Source organism: Heterorhizobium halophytocola, from assembly GCF_017873095.1.
Lineage (GTDB): Bacteria > Pseudomonadota > Alphaproteobacteria > Rhizobiales > Rhizobiaceae > Allorhizobium > Allorhizobium halophytocola.
On record NZ_JAGGJU010000003.1, the window covers coordinates 280,486 to 299,403 of the forward strand.

Below are 18,918 nucleotides of genomic sequence, written 5' to 3' on the forward strand. Positions count from 1 at the left end.
ATGAAGTAAACAGAATTTAACGCTCCTGCTTGCTTGTAGGGAAAAACCGGTTAAAAAACACACGAGCCGGAGTCGGGGCATAGGGCTGCGGGAAACGGAAAAGGTTAAAGTAATACGATGAAAGCTGGTTCAAGATTTTTGAACGCGGTCTCGGCGGTAGCGCTGTCTGCAGGTGTCCTTTCGACAGGCGCAAGCGTAGTCCTGATGGCTTCCACCGTGTCGGCCCAGGCGGCCGTTATCAGACACGTTGAGGTCCGCGGCGCCGAACGCACCGGTCCCGATGCTGTCCGGTCCAACATCACCATCCGCCCCGGTGAGAGTTTTTCCAATACCGACATCGACGATTCGGTGAAGAAGCTGTACGCCACGGGCTTCTTCTCCAATGTCCGCATCTCGGTTTCCGGTAGCACACTGGTCGTCACGGTCTCGGAAAACGAGCTGGTCAACCAGGTCGTGTTCAACGGCAACCGCAAGATCAAGGACGAAAAGCTGGCAGCCGTCGTTCAGACGCAGCCGCTCGGCCCCTACAGCGACAGCCTGATCAAGTCCGACATCGAGCGCATTCGCGAAGCCTACAGCGCCATCGGCCGCAGCGACGTGGAAATCACGACGCAGACCGTTCAGGTCGCTCCCGGCCGCGTCAACCTCGCTTTCGTCATCAACGAGGGCGACCGCACCAAGATCCAGTCGATCAATTTCGTCGGCAACCATGCCTACAGCGATGGCCGCCTTGCAGCCGTTCTGACGACGAAGGAATCGAGCATCCTGTCCTTCATCACCCGCAAGGACGTCTACAATTCCGACAAGCTGCGTTCCGACGAAGAGGCGCTGAGCAAGTTCTACTACGACCACGGCTATGCCGACTTCCGCGTCGTGTCGACCGATGCGCAGCTGGACGAGACCTCGAACCAGTACACCATCACCATCACGGTCGATGAAGGTGAAAAATACCGCTTCGGCAACATTGCCGTCGAGTCAACGGTTCCGGGCGTGGATGGTTCCAGCCTGCAGGGTCTGGTCAAGGCCGGGCAGGGTGATACCTACAGCGCCACCAAGGTTCAGAAGTCGATGGAAGCCATTGCCGACCGCGTGTCGTCTGCCGGCTATCCGTTTGCCCGCGTCGTTCCGCGCGGCGACCGCGACTTCTCCAACAACACGATCGGTGTGACCTATCTGGTCGACCAGGGCGAGCGTGCCTATGTCGAGCGCATCGAAGTGCGCGGCAACACCCGTACCCGCGACTATGTCATTCGCCGCGAATTCGACATCGCCGAAGGGGACGCGTTCAACCAGACCGCCATCACCAAGGCGAAGCGTCGTCTCGAGGCCCTCGGTTACTTCACCAAGGTCAATATCTCGACCCGTCCGGGCAGCGCGTCCGACCGCGTCGTCATCGTCGTCGATGTCGAGGACCAGCCGACCGGTTCGTTCGGTATCGGCGCCGGTTACTCGGTGGGTGACGGTCCGGTGATCGAAGCCTCTGTCGAAGAGAAGAACTTCCTTGGCCGCGGCCAGTTCATCCGTGTCGCCGTGGGTGGCGGTCTCGATGACAACCGCTCCTATAACCTGAACTTCACCGAGCCCTATTTCCTCGGGTATCGTCTGGCCGCCGGCTTCGATCTGTTCAAGAACACGACCAGCAGCTACGACAACTATGATTACGCCGAGCAGGGTGTGACCTTGCGCGTGACCGCGCCGATCACCGACGATCTGGCGACCACGTTCAAATACACCTACAAGGAAATCGACTACGACAGCGACGGCAGCGACTACCTTGATTTGTCGGCGCCGTATCAGGATCTGGTCGATGCAAGCCCGCTCAGCCAGTCGATCATCTCCAACACGATCACCTACAACACGGTGGATGACCGCCTGAACCCGCATGACGGCATCTACGGCACCGTCACCAACGAGTTTGCAGGTCTTGGTGGGGATTCCGAATACTACAAGATCTACGGCAAGTTCCGCTATTTCCACACGCTTTCCGACGAGATGGACCTGGTCGGTTCGGTCGCCGTCGGCGGTGGTTATGTGGCGCCGACCGGCGATCACCTGAACGTCTTCGACCAGTTCCAGATCGGCGGCAAGGAAATCCGCGGCTTCGAAAGCCAGGGTATCGGTCCGCGCCTGGACGGCGATGCGCTCGGCGGCACGACCTACTTCACCGCTTCGGCTGAAGCCAACATGCCGATGCCGTTCGTTCCGCAGGACTTCAACATGCGGCTTGCCGCCTTTGCGGATGCCGGCACGCTCTACGGCAACAAGGTCGACAACAGCGCCGGCGCCCTTGGCACCGACATGGAAATGCGTGCCTCCGTCGGTGCAGGCGTCATCTGGCTTTCGCCGTTCGGGCCTCTGCGCTTCGACTATGCCGTGCCTGTCATGAAGGAAGACTACGACAAGACGCAGAACTTCCGCTTCTCGATGGCCGGCCAGTTCTAATCTCTCGGCGGCCATTGGCCGCCGACCGACGATGTTCAAAGGCAATACGCTCGATGGAGCATGATCACTTTTTTCCGCCCCAGGACGGCATCAGTCTTGGGGCGTTGGCGTCCCGCATAGGCGCTGAGCTTGTCGATCCGACGAAGTCAGACATTGCAATCACCTCTCTTGCGCCGGTCTACCGCGCCAGGGAAGGGGATATCTGCTACATGCTGACCCGCCGCAATCGCGGTGAGCTCGAGACATGCCATGCCTCGGCGATCATCTGCCCGCCGGAGCTGCGCTCCCTGATCCCGGACCACATTCCGATGCTGGTCAGTGCGCAGGCCCATGCGGCCTTTGCCATTGCCGGTTCGATCCTGTTTCCCGATGCCATGCGTCCGCGCACGTCGGCGGTGGTGCCCGAGGGTATTCACCCGACGGCTTTCGTCGATCCGACGGCAAGGCTCGAAGCCGGGGTTATCGTCGATCCCAATGCGGTGATCGGCGCGGATGTCGAAATCGGCACCGGCAGCCGCATAGGCGCCGGCAGCGTCATCGGACGCGGTGTCCGAATCGGCCGCAATACGACGATTGCCACCGGCTGCTCGATCCAGTCGGCCCTGATCGGCGACGCGGTCATCATCTTCGACGGTGCACGTATCGGGCAGGACGGCTTCGGCTATGCGCCCGGCCCGCGCGGCATGCTGAAGATCGTTCAGGTCGGCCGGGTAATCATCCAGGACAGGGTCGAGATCGGCGCCAATTCGACGATCGACCGCGGCACCATGGACGACACGGTGATCGGCGAAGGAACGAAAATCGACAATCTGGTGCAGATCGCCCACAACGTCCGCATCGGCCGCCATTGCGGCATCGTCGCCCAGGTCGGCATTGCCGGCAGCACGGTGATCGGCGACGGTGTGATGATCGGCGGCGCATCGGGCATCAACGGACACATCACCATTGCCGATGGCGCGCAGGTCGCCGCCATGAGCGGTGTGATGGCAAGTCTGGGACCGGGCGAAAAGGTCGCGGGCGTACCGGCGCGACCGATCAAGGATTTTCTGCGCGATGTCGCCCATCTGATCGGACAGGCGGACAAGGCGAAGGCCAAGGGGAAAAAGGAATGAGCGAACAGGAAAAGGCAAGCCTGGGAACGGCGGACATCATGGAGATCATGCGGCTTCTGCCGCATCGCTATCCTTTCCTGCTGGTGGACAGGATCGTGGAGATCGACGGAGACGATTCCGCCATCGGGATCAAGAATGTCACGGCCAACGAGCCGCATTTTACCGGTCATTTTCCCGACAAGCCGATCATGCCGGGCGTCCTGCTGATCGAAGGCATGGCCCAGACGGCGGGCGCCATCTGCGCCCGCAAGCAGGGGGCTGCCGGCGACCTCGTCTATTTCATGACGATCGACAATGCCCGCTTCCGCAAGCCGGTACTGCCGGGTGACCGGGTGGAATACCATGTCGTCAAGCACAAGCAGCGCGGCAATATCTGGAAATTCCACTGTGACGCCAAGGTCGATGGCGTGCTGGTCGCCGAGGCCGATATCGGTGCGATGATCGCTCCAAGGGACAAGTGACATTATGAGTTCGATTGCCCCCAGCGCCCGCATCCACGCGCATGCCGTCATCGAAGACGGTGCCGTTATCGGTGAAAACGTCACGATCGGCCCGTTCTGCCATGTCGGCCCGAAGGTGGTATTGGGCGAAGGCGTCGAACTGATCTCCAATGCGGTGGTGTCCGGCCGGACCGATATCGGTCGCGGCTGCCGGATTTTCCCGGGCGCCGTGATCGGCGGCATCCCGCAGGCGATCGATTATCACGGCGAGGAAACCACGCTGTCGGTCGGCGACAACTGCACGATCCGCGAGGGCGTGACGATGAATTGCGGCACCGTCCATGGCGGCGGCAAGACGGTGGTCGGCAACGACAATCTGTTTCTCGCCAATTCGCATGTCGCGCATGATTGCCAGCTCGGCAGCAACATCATCCTGTCGAACAATGTCATGCTCGCAGGTCACGTGACGATCGAGGACCGCGCCATTCTCGGCGGCGGCTCGGCCGTACACCAGTTCACCCGGGTCGGCCGGCAGGCCTTTGTCGGCGGCCTGGCGGCGGTCAATTACGACGTCATCCCCTATGGCATGCTGAACGGCAATCCCGGCGTGCTCGGCGGCCTCAATGTCGTCGGCATGACGCGGGCAGGGCTTGACCGGGCCACCATCCATCGGGTGCGCAAGGCGTTCAAGGCGATCTTTGCCGAAGACGGTACCGCACGCAGCAATGCGGCCGCCATCCGTGATGATTTTGCCGACTGCAAGGAAGTCATGGAGATCCTCGACTTCATCGCCGTCGACAGCGACCGGCCCCTGTCTTCGCCTTATCGCGGCAAGGCCTGAGCCATGCCCGAAGCGGCCGCGGCATCCTCGGGCCGGTTGGCGATCATCGCCGGCGAGGGGCGGCTGCCGCATTACGTTGCGCAGGCGGCGCGCGACAGCGGCGAAAATCCGCTGATTCTCACCTTGAAGAACGAGGCGGGCGGCGACTGGTCCGGTTTCGACGCCGCGACCATCGGCGTCGGCGACATGGCGGGTCTTGCCCGGCTGATCAAGCGCCACGGCATTGGCCGGGTGGTGATGTCGGGCGGGGTCAAGCGGCGTCCGGATTTCAAGGACATTCACGTCAATCTGAAGACGATCGCCAAGCTGCCCTCGACCATCCGCACGCTGCTGTCGGGGGGCGACGACGCCGTCCTGAAAATGGTGATCTCGCTGATCGAGGCGCAGGGATGCCAGGTGGTGGGCGCGCAGGACATTGCGCCCAATCTCCTGGCGAATCTCGGGCCGGTCGGCCGTCATGCGCCGGATGATGCCGCGCGCCGCGATATCGCCCGCGCCGGCGAGGCGGCCGAATTGCTCGGCAGGCTCGATGTCGGTCAGGGTGCCGTCTCGGTCGGTGGCCGTGTCGTGGCGCTCGAAGGCGTCGAGGGCACCGATGCCATGCTGGAGCGGGTGGCCGCCCTGCGCCAGGCCGGGCGCATCTCGGCCAAGCGTCGCGGCGTGATCGTCAAGCTCTGCAAGCCGCAACAGGACATTCGCGCCGACCTGCCATCAATTGGCCGCTCGACCGTGGAAAATGCCGCGCGGGCGGGCCTTGCCGGCATTGCGGTCGAAGCGGGCAGGGCGCTGGTCATCGAACGGGAGGCCGTCTGCGCGCTTGCAGATGATCTCGGCCTCTTCGTCTGCGGCATCGACCGCAGCCTGGCGGAGGACGGCTTATGACGACAACACGCACACTGAAGATAGCGATCATCGCGGGCGAAGTGTCCGGCGACCTTCTGGGTGGCGACCTCATCCAAAGCCTGAAGTCCAGGCATGACGGTCCGATCGAACTGATGGGCGTCGGCGGCGAGGCGATGCGGGCACAGGGGCTGGAGCCGATCTTCGACGTCTCCGAACTGTCGGTCATGGGCTTTACCGCGGTGTTGAAGACGCTGCCGAAGATCATCCGGCTGATCAACGAGACAGTGGATGCGGTCATCGCCGCCAGGCCCGACCTGCTGATCATCATCGACAGTCCGGATTTCACCCATCGGGTGGCGAAAAAGGTCCGCAAGAAGCTGCCGGACCTGCCGGTTGTCGACTATGTTTGCCCGAGCGTCTGGGCCTGGAAGGAATACCGGGCGCCGGTGATGCGCGACTATGTCGATCTGGTGCTCGCGGTGCTGCCGTTCGAGCCGGAGGTCATGGAGCGGCTTGGCGGACCGAAGACGCATTTCGTCGGCCACCGCCTGTCGGCCGACGAGGATGTGGCCCGGGTGCGTGCCGCCCGCGCCGTCCGCCCCCTGCCGCAGGATGGCGAGCAGCGCACGCTGATGCTGCTGCCCGGTTCGCGCGGCGGGGAAATTCGGGCACTGCTGCCGGTCTTCGGCGAGGCGGCGCTGGAATTCATCAACCGCAATGGCCCGACGCGGCTGCTGTTGCCGACCGTGCCGCGGCAGGAACAGCTGGTCCGCGAAATGACGGCCGGCTGGCGCCATCAACCGGAGATCATGGTCGGTCCGAAGGCCAAGTGGGACGCCTTCGAGGCGGCCGACATGGCGATTGCGGCTTCGGGCACGGTGATCCTGGAACTGGCTCTTGCAGGCATACCGGTCGTATCCGCCTACAAGGCCGACTGGATCGTCAAGATGATGACCTTCCGGATCAAGATCTGGACCGCAGCGCTTCCCAATCTGGTGGCCGACTATGCGGTGGTACCGGAATATATCAACGCGGTGGTGCGCCCCGGCAGCCTCGTGCGCTGGGCCGAACGGCTGACGACCGACACGCTGCAGCGCAAGGCCATGCTGGCCGGTTTCGACACCGTGCTGGAGCGGCTGCAGACCGACGTCCCGCCGGGCGAAAAGGGGGCCGCACTGGTGCTCGACCTGCTGCACGGCCGCGAGATCCTGCCGCTCTCCTGACCCCGACTATCGCGGCAAGGCTTCGACGTCGAAGGCCTGCGGCTCCAGGCCGGCCTTGGCCCGCTCGGTCATCGTCCCATAGGCCTGCTCCAGATGGCGGCAGAACCGGTCGGCATCGAACAGCGGCGTCGACATGCGGTTTGCGGCAAGCCTTTGCTTCAGCTCCGCGATGCGGGCGCGGTCGCTTGCAAGCGCTGCACACAGATCGATGAAACCCTCTGCATCGTCAGCCACGAGCTCGGGCAGGCCGATGGCTTTCAGCAGGCTTTCCGACACCCGCGAGGCGAAATTGGTGCCCCGCTTGGTGACCACCGGCACGCCGGCCCACAGCATGTCCGAGGTCGTCGTATGGCCGTTATAGGGAAACGTGTCGAGGCAGGCATCGGCCGCCTGTGCGCGGGCGAGATGGGCGTGATAGGCCATTTTGGGTGCAAACAGGATGCGGGCCGGATCGATGCCCAGGGAGGCGAAATGGCGGCGGGTCGAGGCCTGTTCCGCGTCACCGTCGACCATCATCCAGTAGACCGCACTCTCGCAGCGCTGCAGCACCCGCGCCCAGAGCGCCATGCTTTCGAGCGAATTCTTCCGCGGGCTGCAGAAATTGGCAAACACCACGGCATCTGCCGGCAGCCCCAGGGTTTCGCGCGGCAGCGGGTCCGGCAGGGGACGCCGATGCGGATCGTTCGGCTGATAGCTCTCCGGCAGGCGGCAGAAAGCTTCGCGGTAATGCGCCTGCGCGGTCTGCGGCAGGACCACCGGGTCGCCGATCACATAGTCGCAATCGACATTGACGCCCGTGCCGGGGAACCCGAGCCAGGCGACATGGACCGGCGCCAGAGGCCGGTTCATCAGCCGTGAACGGGAATCGGCGGAATGGCCTTTCAGGTCGACGAGGATGTCGATTCCGGCCGCGCGGATGGCGTCGGCCGCGGCCTGATCGGACAGTTTCTCCAGCCGCACGATGCGGCCCCAGTCGGCCCGGCCACCGCCGTCGAAGCCGACAAAGCGGGCATTGGTGTAGCAGAACAGGGTGACCTCGAAGCGCGCGCTGTCATGCGCCGTCAGCACGCTCTGGAACAGCCGCATTGTTGCGTGATCGTCCCAGAAATCGTTCGACAGATAGCCGATGCGGATCTTTTCGCCCCAGTGATGCGGCATCGCACGCCGTCTGGCGCTTGCATCGCTTGCCGGCGGCTCCAGCCCGCTGACATTGGTGGCAAGCGCGTTCAGCGCCTCGTCGCCGCACCAGAGCAGGTTCTGGTAGGGTGTCTCGCCGGCCAGAACGGCTGCGGCGTCCTTCTCGACGGCGCGACGCAGCAGCGGTTCCTCGCGTGTGAGAATGTCATAGGCCTGGAAATAGCGCGCGCTGGCCAGCAGCGCCGCGCGAATGAACGGGTCCTCGGGAAAATGGCTCCGCAGCCTGGAAAACAGCGTCAGGTTGCGGCGGTCGCGCTGGTCCTCGGCAATCAGGCCGACCGCCTTCAGCAGGCGTTCGGGATCGTCGCTGGCGATCAGGTCGTCCACCGTCTCCACCTTGCGGCTGGACAGCACGGCGGCGGGCATGGCTTCTGCCAGCACTTCGGCGGCAACCGTGTCCGCCGGGTCGATTCGCCGCAGGCGGGCGGCCAGTGCCATGGCCTTGTCACGCCGGCCGCTGGCAAGCTGCAGACGGGCGGCCCGCTGCAGCAGATAATGCGTCTCGGCGTCGGGCCGCGCAGCGGCCATCTCGAACACCTCCGCCGCCTCGGCAGCCATGCCGAGCCTGTCGAAGGTTTCCCCCAGAAGCGCTACCGGCTGCCAGTCCGGCGTTTCTGCCAGCATCGGCGCCAGCAGGCTGATTGCCTCCTCGTAACGGGCGCCGTCATAGGCAGCCCTTGCGGTGGCGAATATATCCTGCACGTCGTCAAACTCTCCCGGTCGATCGTCAGGCAGGTCTAGTCGAACGGCCTTGTCCCGGGCTTGAGCAGGCTCAGCTGCCGAGGCAGGCGACCAGCGACTTTGCCAGATTGCGCATCAGCTGCGGATAAAGGGCAGGGCCGGGGTTGAGGTCGGCGCCGAGCGGGTCGAGCACACCGCCCCGCGCGTCGGTGCCTTCGGCAACCACATCGATCAGCTTCGAATTGAACTGCGGTTCGGCAAAGACGCAGGCAGCCCCGTGGCGGGCAATCTTGTCCTGGATCTCGCGGACCCTCTCGGCCCCCGGCATGACCTCGGGGCTGACAGTCACCGAGCCGGCGACATAGAGGCCATAGCGATGCTCGAAATAGTGATAGGCGTCGTGAAAGACGATGAACGGCTTGTCCTTTATCGGCGCGACGGCCCGGGCAATCTGCGCGTTCAGCGTATCGAGCGAGGCTTCCATCGCCGCCGCATTCTTCTCGTAGGTTGCGGCATTGTCCGGGTCGAGACGGACAAGGGTCCTGGCGATATCGGCGGTCATAGCCTTGGCATTCATCGGATCGAGCCAGAGATGGGTGTCGTAGCCATGCGGGTCGGCATCGTGATCGTCATGCGCCGCGCCACCGGCCTCCGTCTCGTGGTCATGGGCATCCTCGGCCTCCGGCTCGAACGACCCCCCGTCGCGAAACGCCAGATGGGTGAGGCCCGGCGCGTCTTCGAGCGTCAGGATCGTCGCACCGCCGCCCAGCGTTTCCAGCGGCTTTTCCAGAAAGGCTTCCATGCCGTGGCCAACCCAGACCACCAGGTCGGCCTGTTCCAGATTGCGCGCATTCGACGGCTTCAGGTTGTAGGTATGGGCGGAGGCCGCACCCTCGACGATCAGCGCGGGCACGCCGACCCCCTGCATCACGCCGGCGACCAGTGAATGGATCGGCTTGATCGACACCACCACGTTCGGCGCGGCAAGGGCGAGCTGGGGCAGGAGGGCGAGGGCTGGCAGCCCGAGAAGGCCGGTCATGGCGGCGGATCGCATGGATGTCGCACTCCTTGTAACGCGATAGTAATGTTATTACATTTGTTGCGTTATGCTATAACGTGTGCGATTGTGTGCCGCAAGAGTGAATTTCAAAGCCGAACATGAACAGCTTCACCCCCGTCGACCGTCTCTCCGGCGCTGCCTCCAGGGCCGCTGCAAAACCCTTGGTGCGCCTCGACAATGCCGGCCTGCGGCGTGACGGCCGCTGGCTGGTGCGCGGCATCGAATTCCAGGTGGCGCGCGGCGAGATCGTCACCCTGATCGGTCCCAACGGCTCCGGCAAGTCGACCAGCGCCAAGCTGGCCATCGGTGTCCACAAGCCGGACGAGGGCAGGGTGGAACGTCTCGACGGCCTGCGCGTCGGCTATGTCCCGCAAAAACTGTCGGTCGATCGCACCATGCCGCTGACGGTTCGCCGGCTGATGACCCTGACCGGGCGACTGCCGGCGGCCGTGGTCGACGACGCCCTGGAGCAGGTCGGCATTCCCCATCTGGCCGGGGCCCAGGTTCATAATCTCTCCGGCGGCGAATTCCAGCGCGCCATGCTGGCGCGGGCCATTGCCCGCAGGCCCGATCTGCTGGTGCTGGACGAGCCGGTGCAGGGCGTCGATTTTGCCGGCGAGCTGGCGATCTACGAGCTGATCACCCGCATTCGCAGCGCCACCGGCTGCGGCATCCTTTTGATCTCGCACGACCTGCATGTGGTCATGGCGCAGACCGATACCGTCATCTGCCTCAACGGTCATGTCTGCTGCCGGGGCACGCCGCAGACGGTCAGCCAGAGCGCCGAATACCAGCGCCTGTTCGGCGCGGGGGCGGCGGGCAAGCTTGCCGTCTACAATCACAATCACGACCATACCCACCTGCCGGACGGCCGTGTGCGCCATGCCGACGGTTCGGTGACGGAACATTGCCATCCCGACGACGGCCATCACCAGGGTCATGATCATGGCGCTCGCGATCCCGGGGATCACGCCGGTCACGCCCATGCCCATGGTGAAGAACATGCACACGGCCACGGCCATGAGGCCAGCGGGGAGCACCGCCATGTTTGACGACTTCTTCGTGCGCGCCATTCTGGCCGCCGTCGGTGTGGCGGCGACTGCCGGCCCGCTCGGCGCTTTCGTCATCTGGCGCCGCATGGCCTATTTCGGCGATACCATGGCCCATTCGGCGCTGCTTGGCGTGGCGATCGCCTTCATGTTCGAGCTTAACCTGACGCTCAGCGTGTTTGCCGTCACCGTGGTGATCTCGCTTCTGCTGCTCACCCTGCAGCGGCGCCAGAGCCTGTCGGCCGATGCGCTGCTCGGCATCCTCAGCCATGCGACGCTGGCGATCGGCCTCGTCATGGTCGCCTTCATGAGCTGGATCCGCATCGATCTGATGGCCTATCTGTTCGGCGATATCCTGGCGGTCAGCCGCACCGATCTGGCCACCGTCTGGATCGGTGGCGTCGTGGTTCTCGGCTGTCTGGCGCTGCTTTGGCGGTCGCTGCTGGCCTCCACCGTCTCGGAGGAGATCGCTGCCGCCGAAGGCCTGAGCCCCGAGCGGGCACGCCTGTGCTTCACCCTTTTGATGGCGCTGGTGATCGCCATCGCGATGAAGATCGTCGGCATTCTGCTGATCACCGCGCTGCTGATCATCCCGGCCGCGGCCGCCCGGCGGCTTGCCGCCACGCCCGAACAGATGGCCGCGCTTGCCGGCCTGATCGGTGCCCTTGCGGCGGTCGGCGGGCTGTTCGGCTCGCTCGAATTCGACACGCCCTCCGGGCCCTCGGTGGTGGTGGCCGCCCTGGTGCTCTTCCTGTTGACGCTTCTGCCCCTCACCCGGGGGCTTCGGGCGCAACCCAGCTGACGGAGATATCGACATGGCGAACAGCCTGACCAAGAACCAGTCGCTGGTGCTCGGCGTGCTCCAGAAGTCGGAGCAGCCGCTGTCGGCCTACACCATTCTGGAGCGTCTGCGCGACAACGGTTTTCGCGCACCATTGCAGGTGTACCGCGCCCTGGAAAAACTGCTGGAGGGTGGGCTTGTCCACCGCCTGGAAAGCATCAATTCCTTCGTCGCCTGTGCCCACCAGAGCGAAGCCTGCTGCGCCCATGCGCACGGCGTGGTGGCGTTTGCCATCTGCTCCAATTGCGGCCAGGTTCAGGAATTCCATGATCACGAGATCGAGGCGCGGCTCGGCGCCTGGGCGAGCCGCAAGGCCTTCAAGCCGGAAAAGACCACGATCGAATTGCGTGGTCTTTGTGCCAGCTGCGCCGCCTGACGGGCTGCCTCACACGGTGGCGGCCCGGCGCGACAGCACGACCAGCCACACCGCCGACACCAGGAAATAGAAGGCGCCGAAGCCGACATAGGGCGTGATGTCGAGAATGGTCGGCATGGCGGCTGCGAGCGACCGGCTGATCATGAAGCCGCCGGCCAGCGCCGATTGCCCGCCACTCAGCACCATCGCCCATTGCGCGCCATAGGCCCGCCAGCGCCGGACAGCCGTGTAGAGCTGCAGCAGGCCGGAAAAGATCGCCCATACACCGAAGGCCGCCAGGACCGCATAGGGACTGTGGCCGACGGCGACGATGACGGCCAGTGTCATGGTCGTGCTGACGGCGACGTTCAGCGCCTGCGACGGATTGGCCTTCAGCCCGCCATTGCGCCGGGCATCGACCAGATTGGCCAGCGCATCCCAAGCCGGATAGAGCACCAGCAGCAGGGCGGTTGCCAGCGCCTGACCGTGCAGGGCGACGGCGGCTAGGATCCACAGGATCGAAAAGCCGGCGCGGGCGAAATAATAGGATTGCAGCCAATGGCTGCCGGATTGGTTCAAGACTTGGTTTTGCATGTCGAGGTTCCCGTTGATGAATGAATCTACCAACTGATAGGTAGATTCATTCATTCCGTCAATCTGGCCTGCGTGCACCTTCTCGTGAAGCTGCGACCGGTGGGGAAATGCTTGACAAGCAGCCTACCTGAAGGTAGGCAGCGGCATGACACCAACCGTCTCGACCTCCGAAAAGATCCTGGACATCGCCCAGTCACTTGTCATTGCGGGCGGCTATAACGGCTTCAGTTATGCCGATATCGCGGTGGCGATCGGCATCCGCAAGGCGAGCATCCACCATCACTTTCCGGCCAAGGCCGATCTCGTGGCTGCGCTGGTCGAGCGCTACCGGCTGCAGGCGCGGACGGGTCTCTCCCACCTGCGGGAGCAGGTGCCGCATCCGGCCGATCAACTGCGCGCCTATCTCACCTACTGGAAAACCTGTATCGGCGATGCCTCGCAGCCCTTCTGCGTCTGCGCCATGCTGGCGGGCGAAAAGGACATGCTGCCCAAGCCCGTGGCGGCGGGCGTGCGCGCCCATTTCGAGCATCTGGCAGGATGGCTGACCGAGATCCTGCGTGCCGGCAGCGAGCAGGGGCTGTTTCGCCTGACCAGCTGCCCGCAGGACGAGGCCCAGGCACTGATGGCGACCGTCCACGGCGCCATGCTGTCTGCCCGCGCGCTGGACAACACGCAGATATTTGCCCTCGTCACCGACAGCCAGCTGGAGCGGCTGCTGGCGACGGCCGGCCGGTAGCCGAGCCGCGGCGCCCGGGTGGCCGGCTCAGAGTTCGACCAGATCGGCCCGAAACCGCTTCCAGTTGGCGATATAATGGGCGGCGGAAAGCTTGAGCCCGGCGACCGCCTTGTCGTCGAGGGTGCGCACGGCGCGCGCCGGCGCGCCGACGATTAGCGAATTGTCCGGAAATTCCTTGCCCTCGGTCACCAGCGCATTGGCGCCGATCAGGCAGTTATTGCCGATCTTCGCGCCGTTCAGCACCGTGGCGCCCATGCCGACCAGAACATTGTCGCCGAGCGTGCAGCCATGCACGATCGCGTGGTGGCCGATCGTGCAGCCCTTGCCGATCGTCGTCGGGTAACCGGCATCGGCATGCACCATCACGCCCTCCTGCAGATTGGTACCGGCACCCACCGAAATCGTCGCCTGGTCGCCGCGCAGCACCGTGCCGAACCATATCCCGACATCCTCGCCGATCACGACATCGCCGATCACATGGGCATCCGGCGCGATCCAGTGGCGATCGGCGTCCGGCAGGGTCGGGGTGAGGTCGGCAAGGCGGTAGACAGGCACGTTTTAAATCCTCCGGGGTCGTCGGCATCATCGACGCAATCGCCCTTTGCGGAAACGAAAAGGCGCCGCGCAATAGAAGGATGCGCGGCGCCGTCTAAGGATGCAAGGTGCAATACCGTCCGTTGCTGGAAAAGGCCAAGCTCTCCTAGCGAAGTTTCATCACCACCGGGCACCGCCGCTCGGGCGTGCTGATGTGCAGATGGATGGCGACCGGCGGCTGCGACTGGCGCCAGGCGCGGGCGCCGTGGCCGAGCAGCAGCCCGATCAGGTCCTTGGTCCGCGAACGCTGCCGCCCAAGGCCGATTTCGGCCAGTCGCATCGCCGCTTCGTGCAGCGGATGCAGGGTAGGGCGCTGCGGCATCGCATCGGCAACGTTGTGCCGTGCGAGATCCAGGCCGTTCTCTAAAGTCGCCATCAAAAAATCCTCGTACGCAATACAAAAAATCGAGGTCGGGCAGGCCGGGTTTAAAGCGGCGCCGCCCAGCAGCCGACGCCATGCCGCTTCAGCGACTTGCAGGCATCGACTGCATCATTCTGGTTGTCGAAACCGCCGAACCGGGCGCGATACACGTCGCCGGAACCGGTGTTGTAGGCGACGGCAAAGGGGGAGGCGGAACGCAAAACCTTTCCGCCCTTGTTCTGCGCATGGCGCAGAAGCTCTTCGGCACCGTCGCGGCTTGGCGAGGTGCCGACCTGCACGATCCAGCCGGAACTGGGCTTGATCGAGCCGGTCTTGATAGAATCCGTGGCGGCAAGCTCCGCTGCGGACGAACCGCCCGGCAGGAAGGCCGGGGCGGGCGCAGGCACCGGCACCTCGGCCGACGGTACACGGGCCGCCAGCGCATTGACGGCAGCCGTAGCCGTGCCGGCGGATCCGTCGGCATAGGCAAGTGCAGCGTTTGTCGAGGCCACAGCACCGTTGTCGTAGCGCGGGATCGGCATCGGGCCGACGGCCGGCAGCGACGCGACCGGGACGTTGACATTCGCCGCACCCGGCGTGCGGGCAATGGTGAAGCGCTGCGGGCCGCGGCTTGCCTTGGGCATGTAGCTGGCGATCAGCTTCTTCATCTGCGCGTCGCGGCTGCGGCCGGTCTTGCCGCCGAGCACCACGCCCACCACCGAGCGGCCGCCATATTCGGCGGACGTGGCGAGATTGAAGCCGGAAGCATGGGTATAGCCGGTCTTGATGCCATCGACGCCGCGAACCTTGCCCAGCAGGCGATTGTGATTGCCGATCCGCTGCTTGCCGAACTTGAACACGCGGGTGTTGAAGTAGTGGTAATATTGCGGGAAATGCTGGCGCAGCGCGATGCCGAGCAGCGCCTGGTCGTGCGCCGTGGTCATCTGCGCCTTGTTCGGCAGGCCATTGGCGTTGCGATAGGTGGTGTTGCGCATCCCGAGGCTATGGGCCTTGGCGGTCATCAGCTGCGCGAAATGGGCTTCCGAGCCGCCGCCGACATATTCGCCGAGCGCGGTCGCCATGTCGTTGGCGGACCGCGTGACGAGCGACAGCATGGCCTGTTCGACGGTCAGGCTGCCGCCGGCACGCACGCCGAGCTTGCTCGGCGGCTGGGCCGCCGCATGGCGCGAGACGGTGATCCGGTCGCTGAGCTTGATGCGCCCGGACTCCAGTGCCTCGAACGTCAGGTAGAGCGTCATCATCTTCGTGAGAGAGGCCGGGAAGCGCTTGGAATCCGCATGGCTCTCATAGAGAACCTTGCCCGTCTTGGCATCCATGACGATGCCGGCATAAGGGGCGGCGGCGGCAGGCGCGGCACAGGCAGCAAAGGCAAAACCGGCGACAACCGTCAAGCGTACGAGAGGGTTTGCGAACGGCCGGGAGATGGCCTTCGTCAAACTGCGGGTAAAATTAGATAGTTGCACCGCTGAACTCTTCATTCGTTCGTATTTGTCGGACGCCCCCGCGACCCTTGACCGAAAGACTAGCTTGGTGCCGTTACCAAGAGGTTTATGATGAAGAAAACCTTGCCTGTTCAGGGCGGATTTATTGCAAATCGGCGGTCTGGACCTTGCTGACGCGGTCGGAAACATAGCCGACGACGCTGCTGTCGAGCTTGGCCCAGTCGGGCAGAAGCTTGGCGGAGAACCGGTAGAGCACGGTGAGGTCCTGTCCGACATGGACGTCGCGCTGGCAGTCTCCCGAAGAGGTCGGCTGGCCGGCGGCCGGCATCAGGCAGCGCACCACGTAGTCGGGCTCGCCGGGCCGCGCTGCGGTCAGCACGATCTCACCGTCGAAACCGGTGCCGGGGCGAAGCCGGTGCTCGACGAGCCCGTGGGAAAACGGTTTCGGGCTGCCCTCGAACAGGTGATCATAGATCGCGTCCAGCCGTCCCGACATGTCGCGCGACATGGTGCTTTGCGACAGCTGGAGAAAGATCAGCCCGTCGGAGCGCGAGACGTCGTCGAAGCGGTCGCGATATTCGCGGCGATAGCCGCTCATCTCCGGCCAGAGAAAGGCCAGATCAACCCGCTCGGTCAGCCCGGAATGGCGCTGGCTGGCAAATCGCAGCGTATTGGCCGGCAGGCGCAACGCATCCTGTCCGACGACAATGGTGAGGACCTCGGTGCTGTCGGTATGGCCGGCGATCACCAGCCGGTCGCCGAGCATGCGGGCGCCGATGTTGATTGCGACGGAGAGGGCGGCGATGACCAGTACGACGGCGGTGACCTTGGCCACGAAGCCGCTCGAAAGAAGCGGAAGGTCTTCGGCCTTGCTGCCCGCATTTGACATGATCGTCCTCGCCCCTGTCGCTTTTGCCGCCGAACCCCGCCGGGGCCGGTGGTCAAGCCATGGCCGCATCCCTTGAGTCGGCCTTGGGATCACCGTGATTTACTATGGTTAACGGGCAGTTAAGTGCTTCAGGCGTCAGGGGAGGAAGGCTGCGGTGAAAACGGGGAAGCCGACCCCGGGCGTTCGGGGTCGGCTTTTCTGGCTCCGGTCGGGGACGGGGATGCGGGGGGACGGACCGAGGCCAAAACTGGCTGTTCTTGAGGCGGGCGCTTGTGGCCTCAGTTGCTCGAGACGCTGCCGACGGCGACGGCACGACCGTCCTGCAGCTTGACCCAATGCGCCGGATTGTCGGTCGCCTGGCGCTTCAGGTAGGTGTATTCGGTCTCCGACCACAGCAGCACCTTGTTGCGCATGTTGTCGAGCACGAAGTCGCCGCGGTCTGTGCGGACCGTCAGCACGGCATGGCCTTCGCCATTGGGCTGCAGCACAACGGTCAGCAGCAGGTCGGACGGCGAGAAGCCGGCCTGTTCCAGCAGCTTCTGCTTCAGCAGCGCATAGTCTTCACAGTCGCCGACGGTGCGCGGATAGGTCCACAGTTCCTCGACGCCGTAGATCTGCTGATCGGTCATCGGACGGATCTCGGTGTTGACGTCGTAATTGATCTCCAGAAGACGCTTCCAGCGCGCCTGGGTCAGCACCGACGGCCCCTGGTCGCCGGCTGTCGGCTGGCATTCGGCCTGGTGGGTCTTGCAGAATTCATAATGGCCGATCGGCGGATTGGCGCGGCCGACCACATGCATGCTGATCGGCAGGGCTGCGGCCTGCAGGGCCGAGAGAGCCGCAAAAGCCGCGGCGGCGATGATCGTCTTGGCGAAGGTTGCCGTTGTCATGAGCTTGTCTCCCCGTTGTTGGAAGGACAATCGCACGAAGATTTTTAGCCATCGCAAAATCGCAAAGTAAAACTAAGTCTAAATCAGACTAAACTACGGATCAAATAAGAATAGAATAGTATTAAAATGCGAAGCAAATTTATCTAAAACTGTCGATAAATGCCGTGAAATTTCAGATGCGTGCGCGAGCGTAAGATATGAAAATTCAATGAAAACAGCACGTTGATCCGCGCGATCAGCTGGCGACAGGCGGAAAACCTGTGCCGCGGACGCCGCTGCGGATGGCCCGTTTTGCTTGCGCGGCGCGGGATATTGCACATCGACATGCGCGCGCGGATGCTCAATCGGTCGTTATCGACCGCGAAAAAAACTGTGTCATCGTGAGATTTTTTTGTCGCGCGGCCCGCATTCTCGTCCTGCGAGCTGTCGCAAAGCCGCAATCGGCCGTGCGGTCCCTTCCCATGGAGCCCCGTTGAGGACACTTAGCCAGGCTTCAGCGCCGCCGGCGGCCATCCGGTGATGTCGGCACGACGTCGCGCAGGCGCACTCTGGGTGCGCTCAAGCTTTGGGATATGTGAAGGGGTGGGGCGGCCCGATGGTCATCCGGCCCGACAAGGGGCTCGAAAGATCACAGCCTGGCCGCCGCGGTTGCCGTGCGTAGCGGGGCGAAGCCCCCGTCAGAGAAATTCGGTGAGGTTTTCGCGCGACTGCAGGGTGGCGAACTCGATGGCAATGCCTTCGAGGAAGTGGCGCACCACGCGCCCGCGCATATTGCCGACCTGCACTTCGGTGCCGAGCTTTGGGCGAATGTCGACATCGACTGCGGCACCCGACAGCGACAGGTCGAGCAGGCGGCAATCGAAATAAGTGCCGTCTCCAAGCGTCAGGCGCGTTTTCGTCTGGCGCGGCGACAGGCGGTCATGGCGGCGATCTTCCGGCAGGCCCAGTTCGTGCTTGTTGGCAATCCAGATCAGCTGCGCTGCAAGCTTTTCGCGCTTGCGGTCGGTCGCGTTGATCGACATGACGAAGCCGTTGTCGTTGACCCGTGTGACGATGCCCTCGAGCCGTCCGAGATGATCGATATAGGCGATCACCCGTTCGCTGGTCCGCGGCCGGCCCTGGCAGGCAAAGGCGACATCGCCCGGCGACATATCGGTCGCCGTGCAGACATATTCCTCGTAATTGGCCAGCATCAGACGGCCTTCCAGATTGATCGTGACGCGCTGGAAGGCGCCTTGATCGACATGGGCAGGGTGGGTCGCGCTCGGCTCTGATCTGAATGAATACATCGAATTATCTCAACTGTA

At 63.9% G+C, this 18,918-nt stretch carries 20 protein-coding genes; 10 read left to right on the top strand and 10 right to left on the bottom strand.

Annotation, left to right across the window (positions count from 1 at the left end; genetic code table 11):
- The first annotated feature begins 117 nt into the window (after positions 1-117).
- Genes bamA through lpxB form a run of 6 tightly spaced genes read left to right on the top strand, consistent with a single transcriptional unit; the run spans position 118 to position 6,901 of the window.
- Positions 118-2,442: an outer membrane protein assembly factor BamA gene (bamA, locus tag J2Z17_RS06860; RefSeq protein ID WP_209943437.1), complete on the top strand. Its 2,325-nt coding sequence runs from the start codon at positions 118-120 to the stop codon at positions 2,440-2,442.
- A 53-nt stretch (positions 2,443-2,495) separates the two neighbouring features.
- The gene (gene lpxD / locus J2Z17_RS06865) at positions 2,496-3,554 is read left to right on the top strand and encodes a UDP-3-O-(3-hydroxymyristoyl)glucosamine N-acyltransferase (RefSeq protein ID WP_209943439.1); all 1,059 of its coding nucleotides are present in this window, start codon (positions 2,496-2,498) and stop codon (positions 3,552-3,554) included.
- Positions 3,551-4,015: a 3-hydroxyacyl-ACP dehydratase FabZ gene (fabZ, locus tag J2Z17_RS06870; protein WP_209943442.1), complete on the top strand. Its 465-nt coding sequence runs from the start codon at positions 3,551-3,553 to the stop codon at positions 4,013-4,015. The genes lpxD and fabZ overlap by 4 nt, the downstream gene beginning before the upstream one ends.
- 4 nt (positions 4,016-4,019) lie before the next feature.
- Complete coding sequence (lpxA, locus tag J2Z17_RS06875; RefSeq protein ID WP_209943444.1) at positions 4,020-4,835, top strand: acyl-ACP--UDP-N-acetylglucosamine O-acyltransferase; 816 nt, start codon at positions 4,020-4,022, stop codon at positions 4,833-4,835.
- Between the two features lie 3 nt (positions 4,836-4,838).
- The gene (locus J2Z17_RS06880; protein ID WP_209943446.1) at positions 4,839-5,717 is read left to right on the top strand and encodes an LpxI family protein; all 879 of its coding nucleotides are present in this window, start codon (positions 4,839-4,841) and stop codon (positions 5,715-5,717) included.
- Complete coding sequence (gene lpxB, locus J2Z17_RS06885) at positions 5,714-6,901, top strand: lipid-A-disaccharide synthase (RefSeq protein WP_209943448.1); 1,188 nt, start codon at positions 5,714-5,716, stop codon at positions 6,899-6,901. The genes J2Z17_RS06880 and lpxB overlap by 4 nt, the downstream gene beginning before the upstream one ends.
- Before the next feature lie 6 nt (positions 6,902-6,907).
- Here lpxB and J2Z17_RS25510 read toward each other — a convergent pair whose 3' ends face one another.
- Both J2Z17_RS25510 and J2Z17_RS06895 read right to left on the bottom strand, forming a co-directional pair.
- Complete coding sequence (locus J2Z17_RS25510) at positions 6,908-8,800, bottom strand: O-linked N-acetylglucosamine transferase, SPINDLY family protein (RefSeq protein WP_209943450.1); 1,893 nt, start codon at positions 8,798-8,800, stop codon at positions 6,908-6,910.
- 70 nt (positions 8,801-8,870) lie between these two features.
- Complete coding sequence (locus tag J2Z17_RS06895; RefSeq protein WP_377300232.1) at positions 8,871-9,833, bottom strand: zinc ABC transporter substrate-binding protein; 963 nt, start codon at positions 9,831-9,833, stop codon at positions 8,871-8,873.
- A 104-nt stretch (positions 9,834-9,937) separates the two neighbouring features.
- On the opposite strand from J2Z17_RS06895, the gene J2Z17_RS06900 reads away from it, so the two are divergent.
- From J2Z17_RS06900 to J2Z17_RS06910, 3 genes are read left to right on the top strand one after another with little or no spacing between them, the layout of a single operon-like run.
- Positions 9,938-10,891 (top strand): ATP-binding cassette domain-containing protein, encoded by a 954-nt coding sequence (locus tag J2Z17_RS06900; protein ID WP_209943452.1) that lies wholly within the window; start codon positions 9,938-9,940, stop codon positions 10,889-10,891.
- On the top strand, positions 10,884-11,690 hold the full coding sequence (locus tag J2Z17_RS06905) for an iron chelate uptake ABC transporter family permease subunit (protein ID WP_209943454.1): 807 nt from the start codon (positions 10,884-10,886) through the stop codon (positions 11,688-11,690). The genes J2Z17_RS06900 and J2Z17_RS06905 overlap by 8 nt, the downstream gene beginning before the upstream one ends.
- Before the next feature lie 13 nt (positions 11,691-11,703).
- Positions 11,704-12,105 carry a Fur family transcriptional regulator gene (locus J2Z17_RS06910; protein WP_209943455.1) on the top strand — a complete coding sequence of 134 codons (402 nt, stop codon included), beginning with the start codon at positions 11,704-11,706 and terminating at the stop codon, positions 12,103-12,105.
- A gap of 9 nt (positions 12,106-12,114) precedes the next feature.
- On the opposite strand, the gene J2Z17_RS06915 is transcribed toward J2Z17_RS06910, so the two are convergent.
- Positions 12,115-12,678 carry a DUF308 domain-containing protein gene (locus J2Z17_RS06915; protein ID WP_209943456.1) on the bottom strand — a complete coding sequence of 188 codons (564 nt, stop codon included), beginning with the start codon at positions 12,676-12,678 and terminating at the stop codon, positions 12,115-12,117.
- A gap of 145 nt (positions 12,679-12,823) precedes the next feature.
- Between J2Z17_RS06915 and J2Z17_RS06920 the strand changes: the two genes are divergently transcribed.
- Positions 12,824-13,414, top strand: a complete 591-nt coding sequence (locus J2Z17_RS06920; RefSeq protein ID WP_209943457.1) for a TetR/AcrR family transcriptional regulator — start codon at positions 12,824-12,826, stop codon at positions 13,412-13,414.
- A gap of 27 nt (positions 13,415-13,441) precedes the next feature.
- Here J2Z17_RS06920 and J2Z17_RS06925 read toward each other — a convergent pair whose 3' ends face one another.
- The 7 genes from J2Z17_RS06925 to J2Z17_RS06955 form a co-directional block, all read right to left on the bottom strand.
- Positions 13,442-13,969: a gamma carbonic anhydrase family protein gene (locus J2Z17_RS06925; protein ID WP_209943458.1), complete on the bottom strand. Its 528-nt coding sequence runs from the start codon at positions 13,967-13,969 to the stop codon at positions 13,442-13,444.
- Between the two features lie 145 nt (positions 13,970-14,114).
- The gene (locus J2Z17_RS06930; protein ID WP_209943459.1) at positions 14,115-14,384 is read right to left on the bottom strand and encodes a hypothetical protein; all 270 of its coding nucleotides are present in this window, start codon (positions 14,382-14,384) and stop codon (positions 14,115-14,117) included.
- A gap of 50 nt (positions 14,385-14,434) precedes the next feature.
- Entirely contained in the window at positions 14,435-15,868 is a 1,434-nt protein-coding gene (locus tag J2Z17_RS06935; protein WP_209943460.1) for a D-alanyl-D-alanine carboxypeptidase, read from the bottom strand.
- Positions 15,869-15,974: 106 nt separating this feature from the next.
- Positions 15,975-16,721: a hypothetical protein gene (locus J2Z17_RS06940; protein WP_209943462.1), complete on the bottom strand. Its 747-nt coding sequence runs from the start codon at positions 16,719-16,721 to the stop codon at positions 15,975-15,977.
- 278 nt (positions 16,722-16,999) lie between these two features.
- On the bottom strand, positions 17,000-17,611 hold the full coding sequence (locus tag J2Z17_RS06945; RefSeq protein WP_209943464.1) for a transglutaminase-like cysteine peptidase: 612 nt from the start codon (positions 17,609-17,611) through the stop codon (positions 17,000-17,002).
- Between the two features lie 143 nt (positions 17,612-17,754).
- Positions 17,755-18,051: a hypothetical protein gene (locus J2Z17_RS06950; protein WP_209943466.1), complete on the bottom strand. Its 297-nt coding sequence runs from the start codon at positions 18,049-18,051 to the stop codon at positions 17,755-17,757.
- 237 nt (positions 18,052-18,288) lie between these two features.
- Positions 18,289-18,900: a PilZ domain-containing protein gene (locus J2Z17_RS06955; protein WP_209943467.1), complete on the bottom strand. Its 612-nt coding sequence runs from the start codon at positions 18,898-18,900 to the stop codon at positions 18,289-18,291.
- Positions 18,901-18,918: the final 18 nt, after the last annotated feature.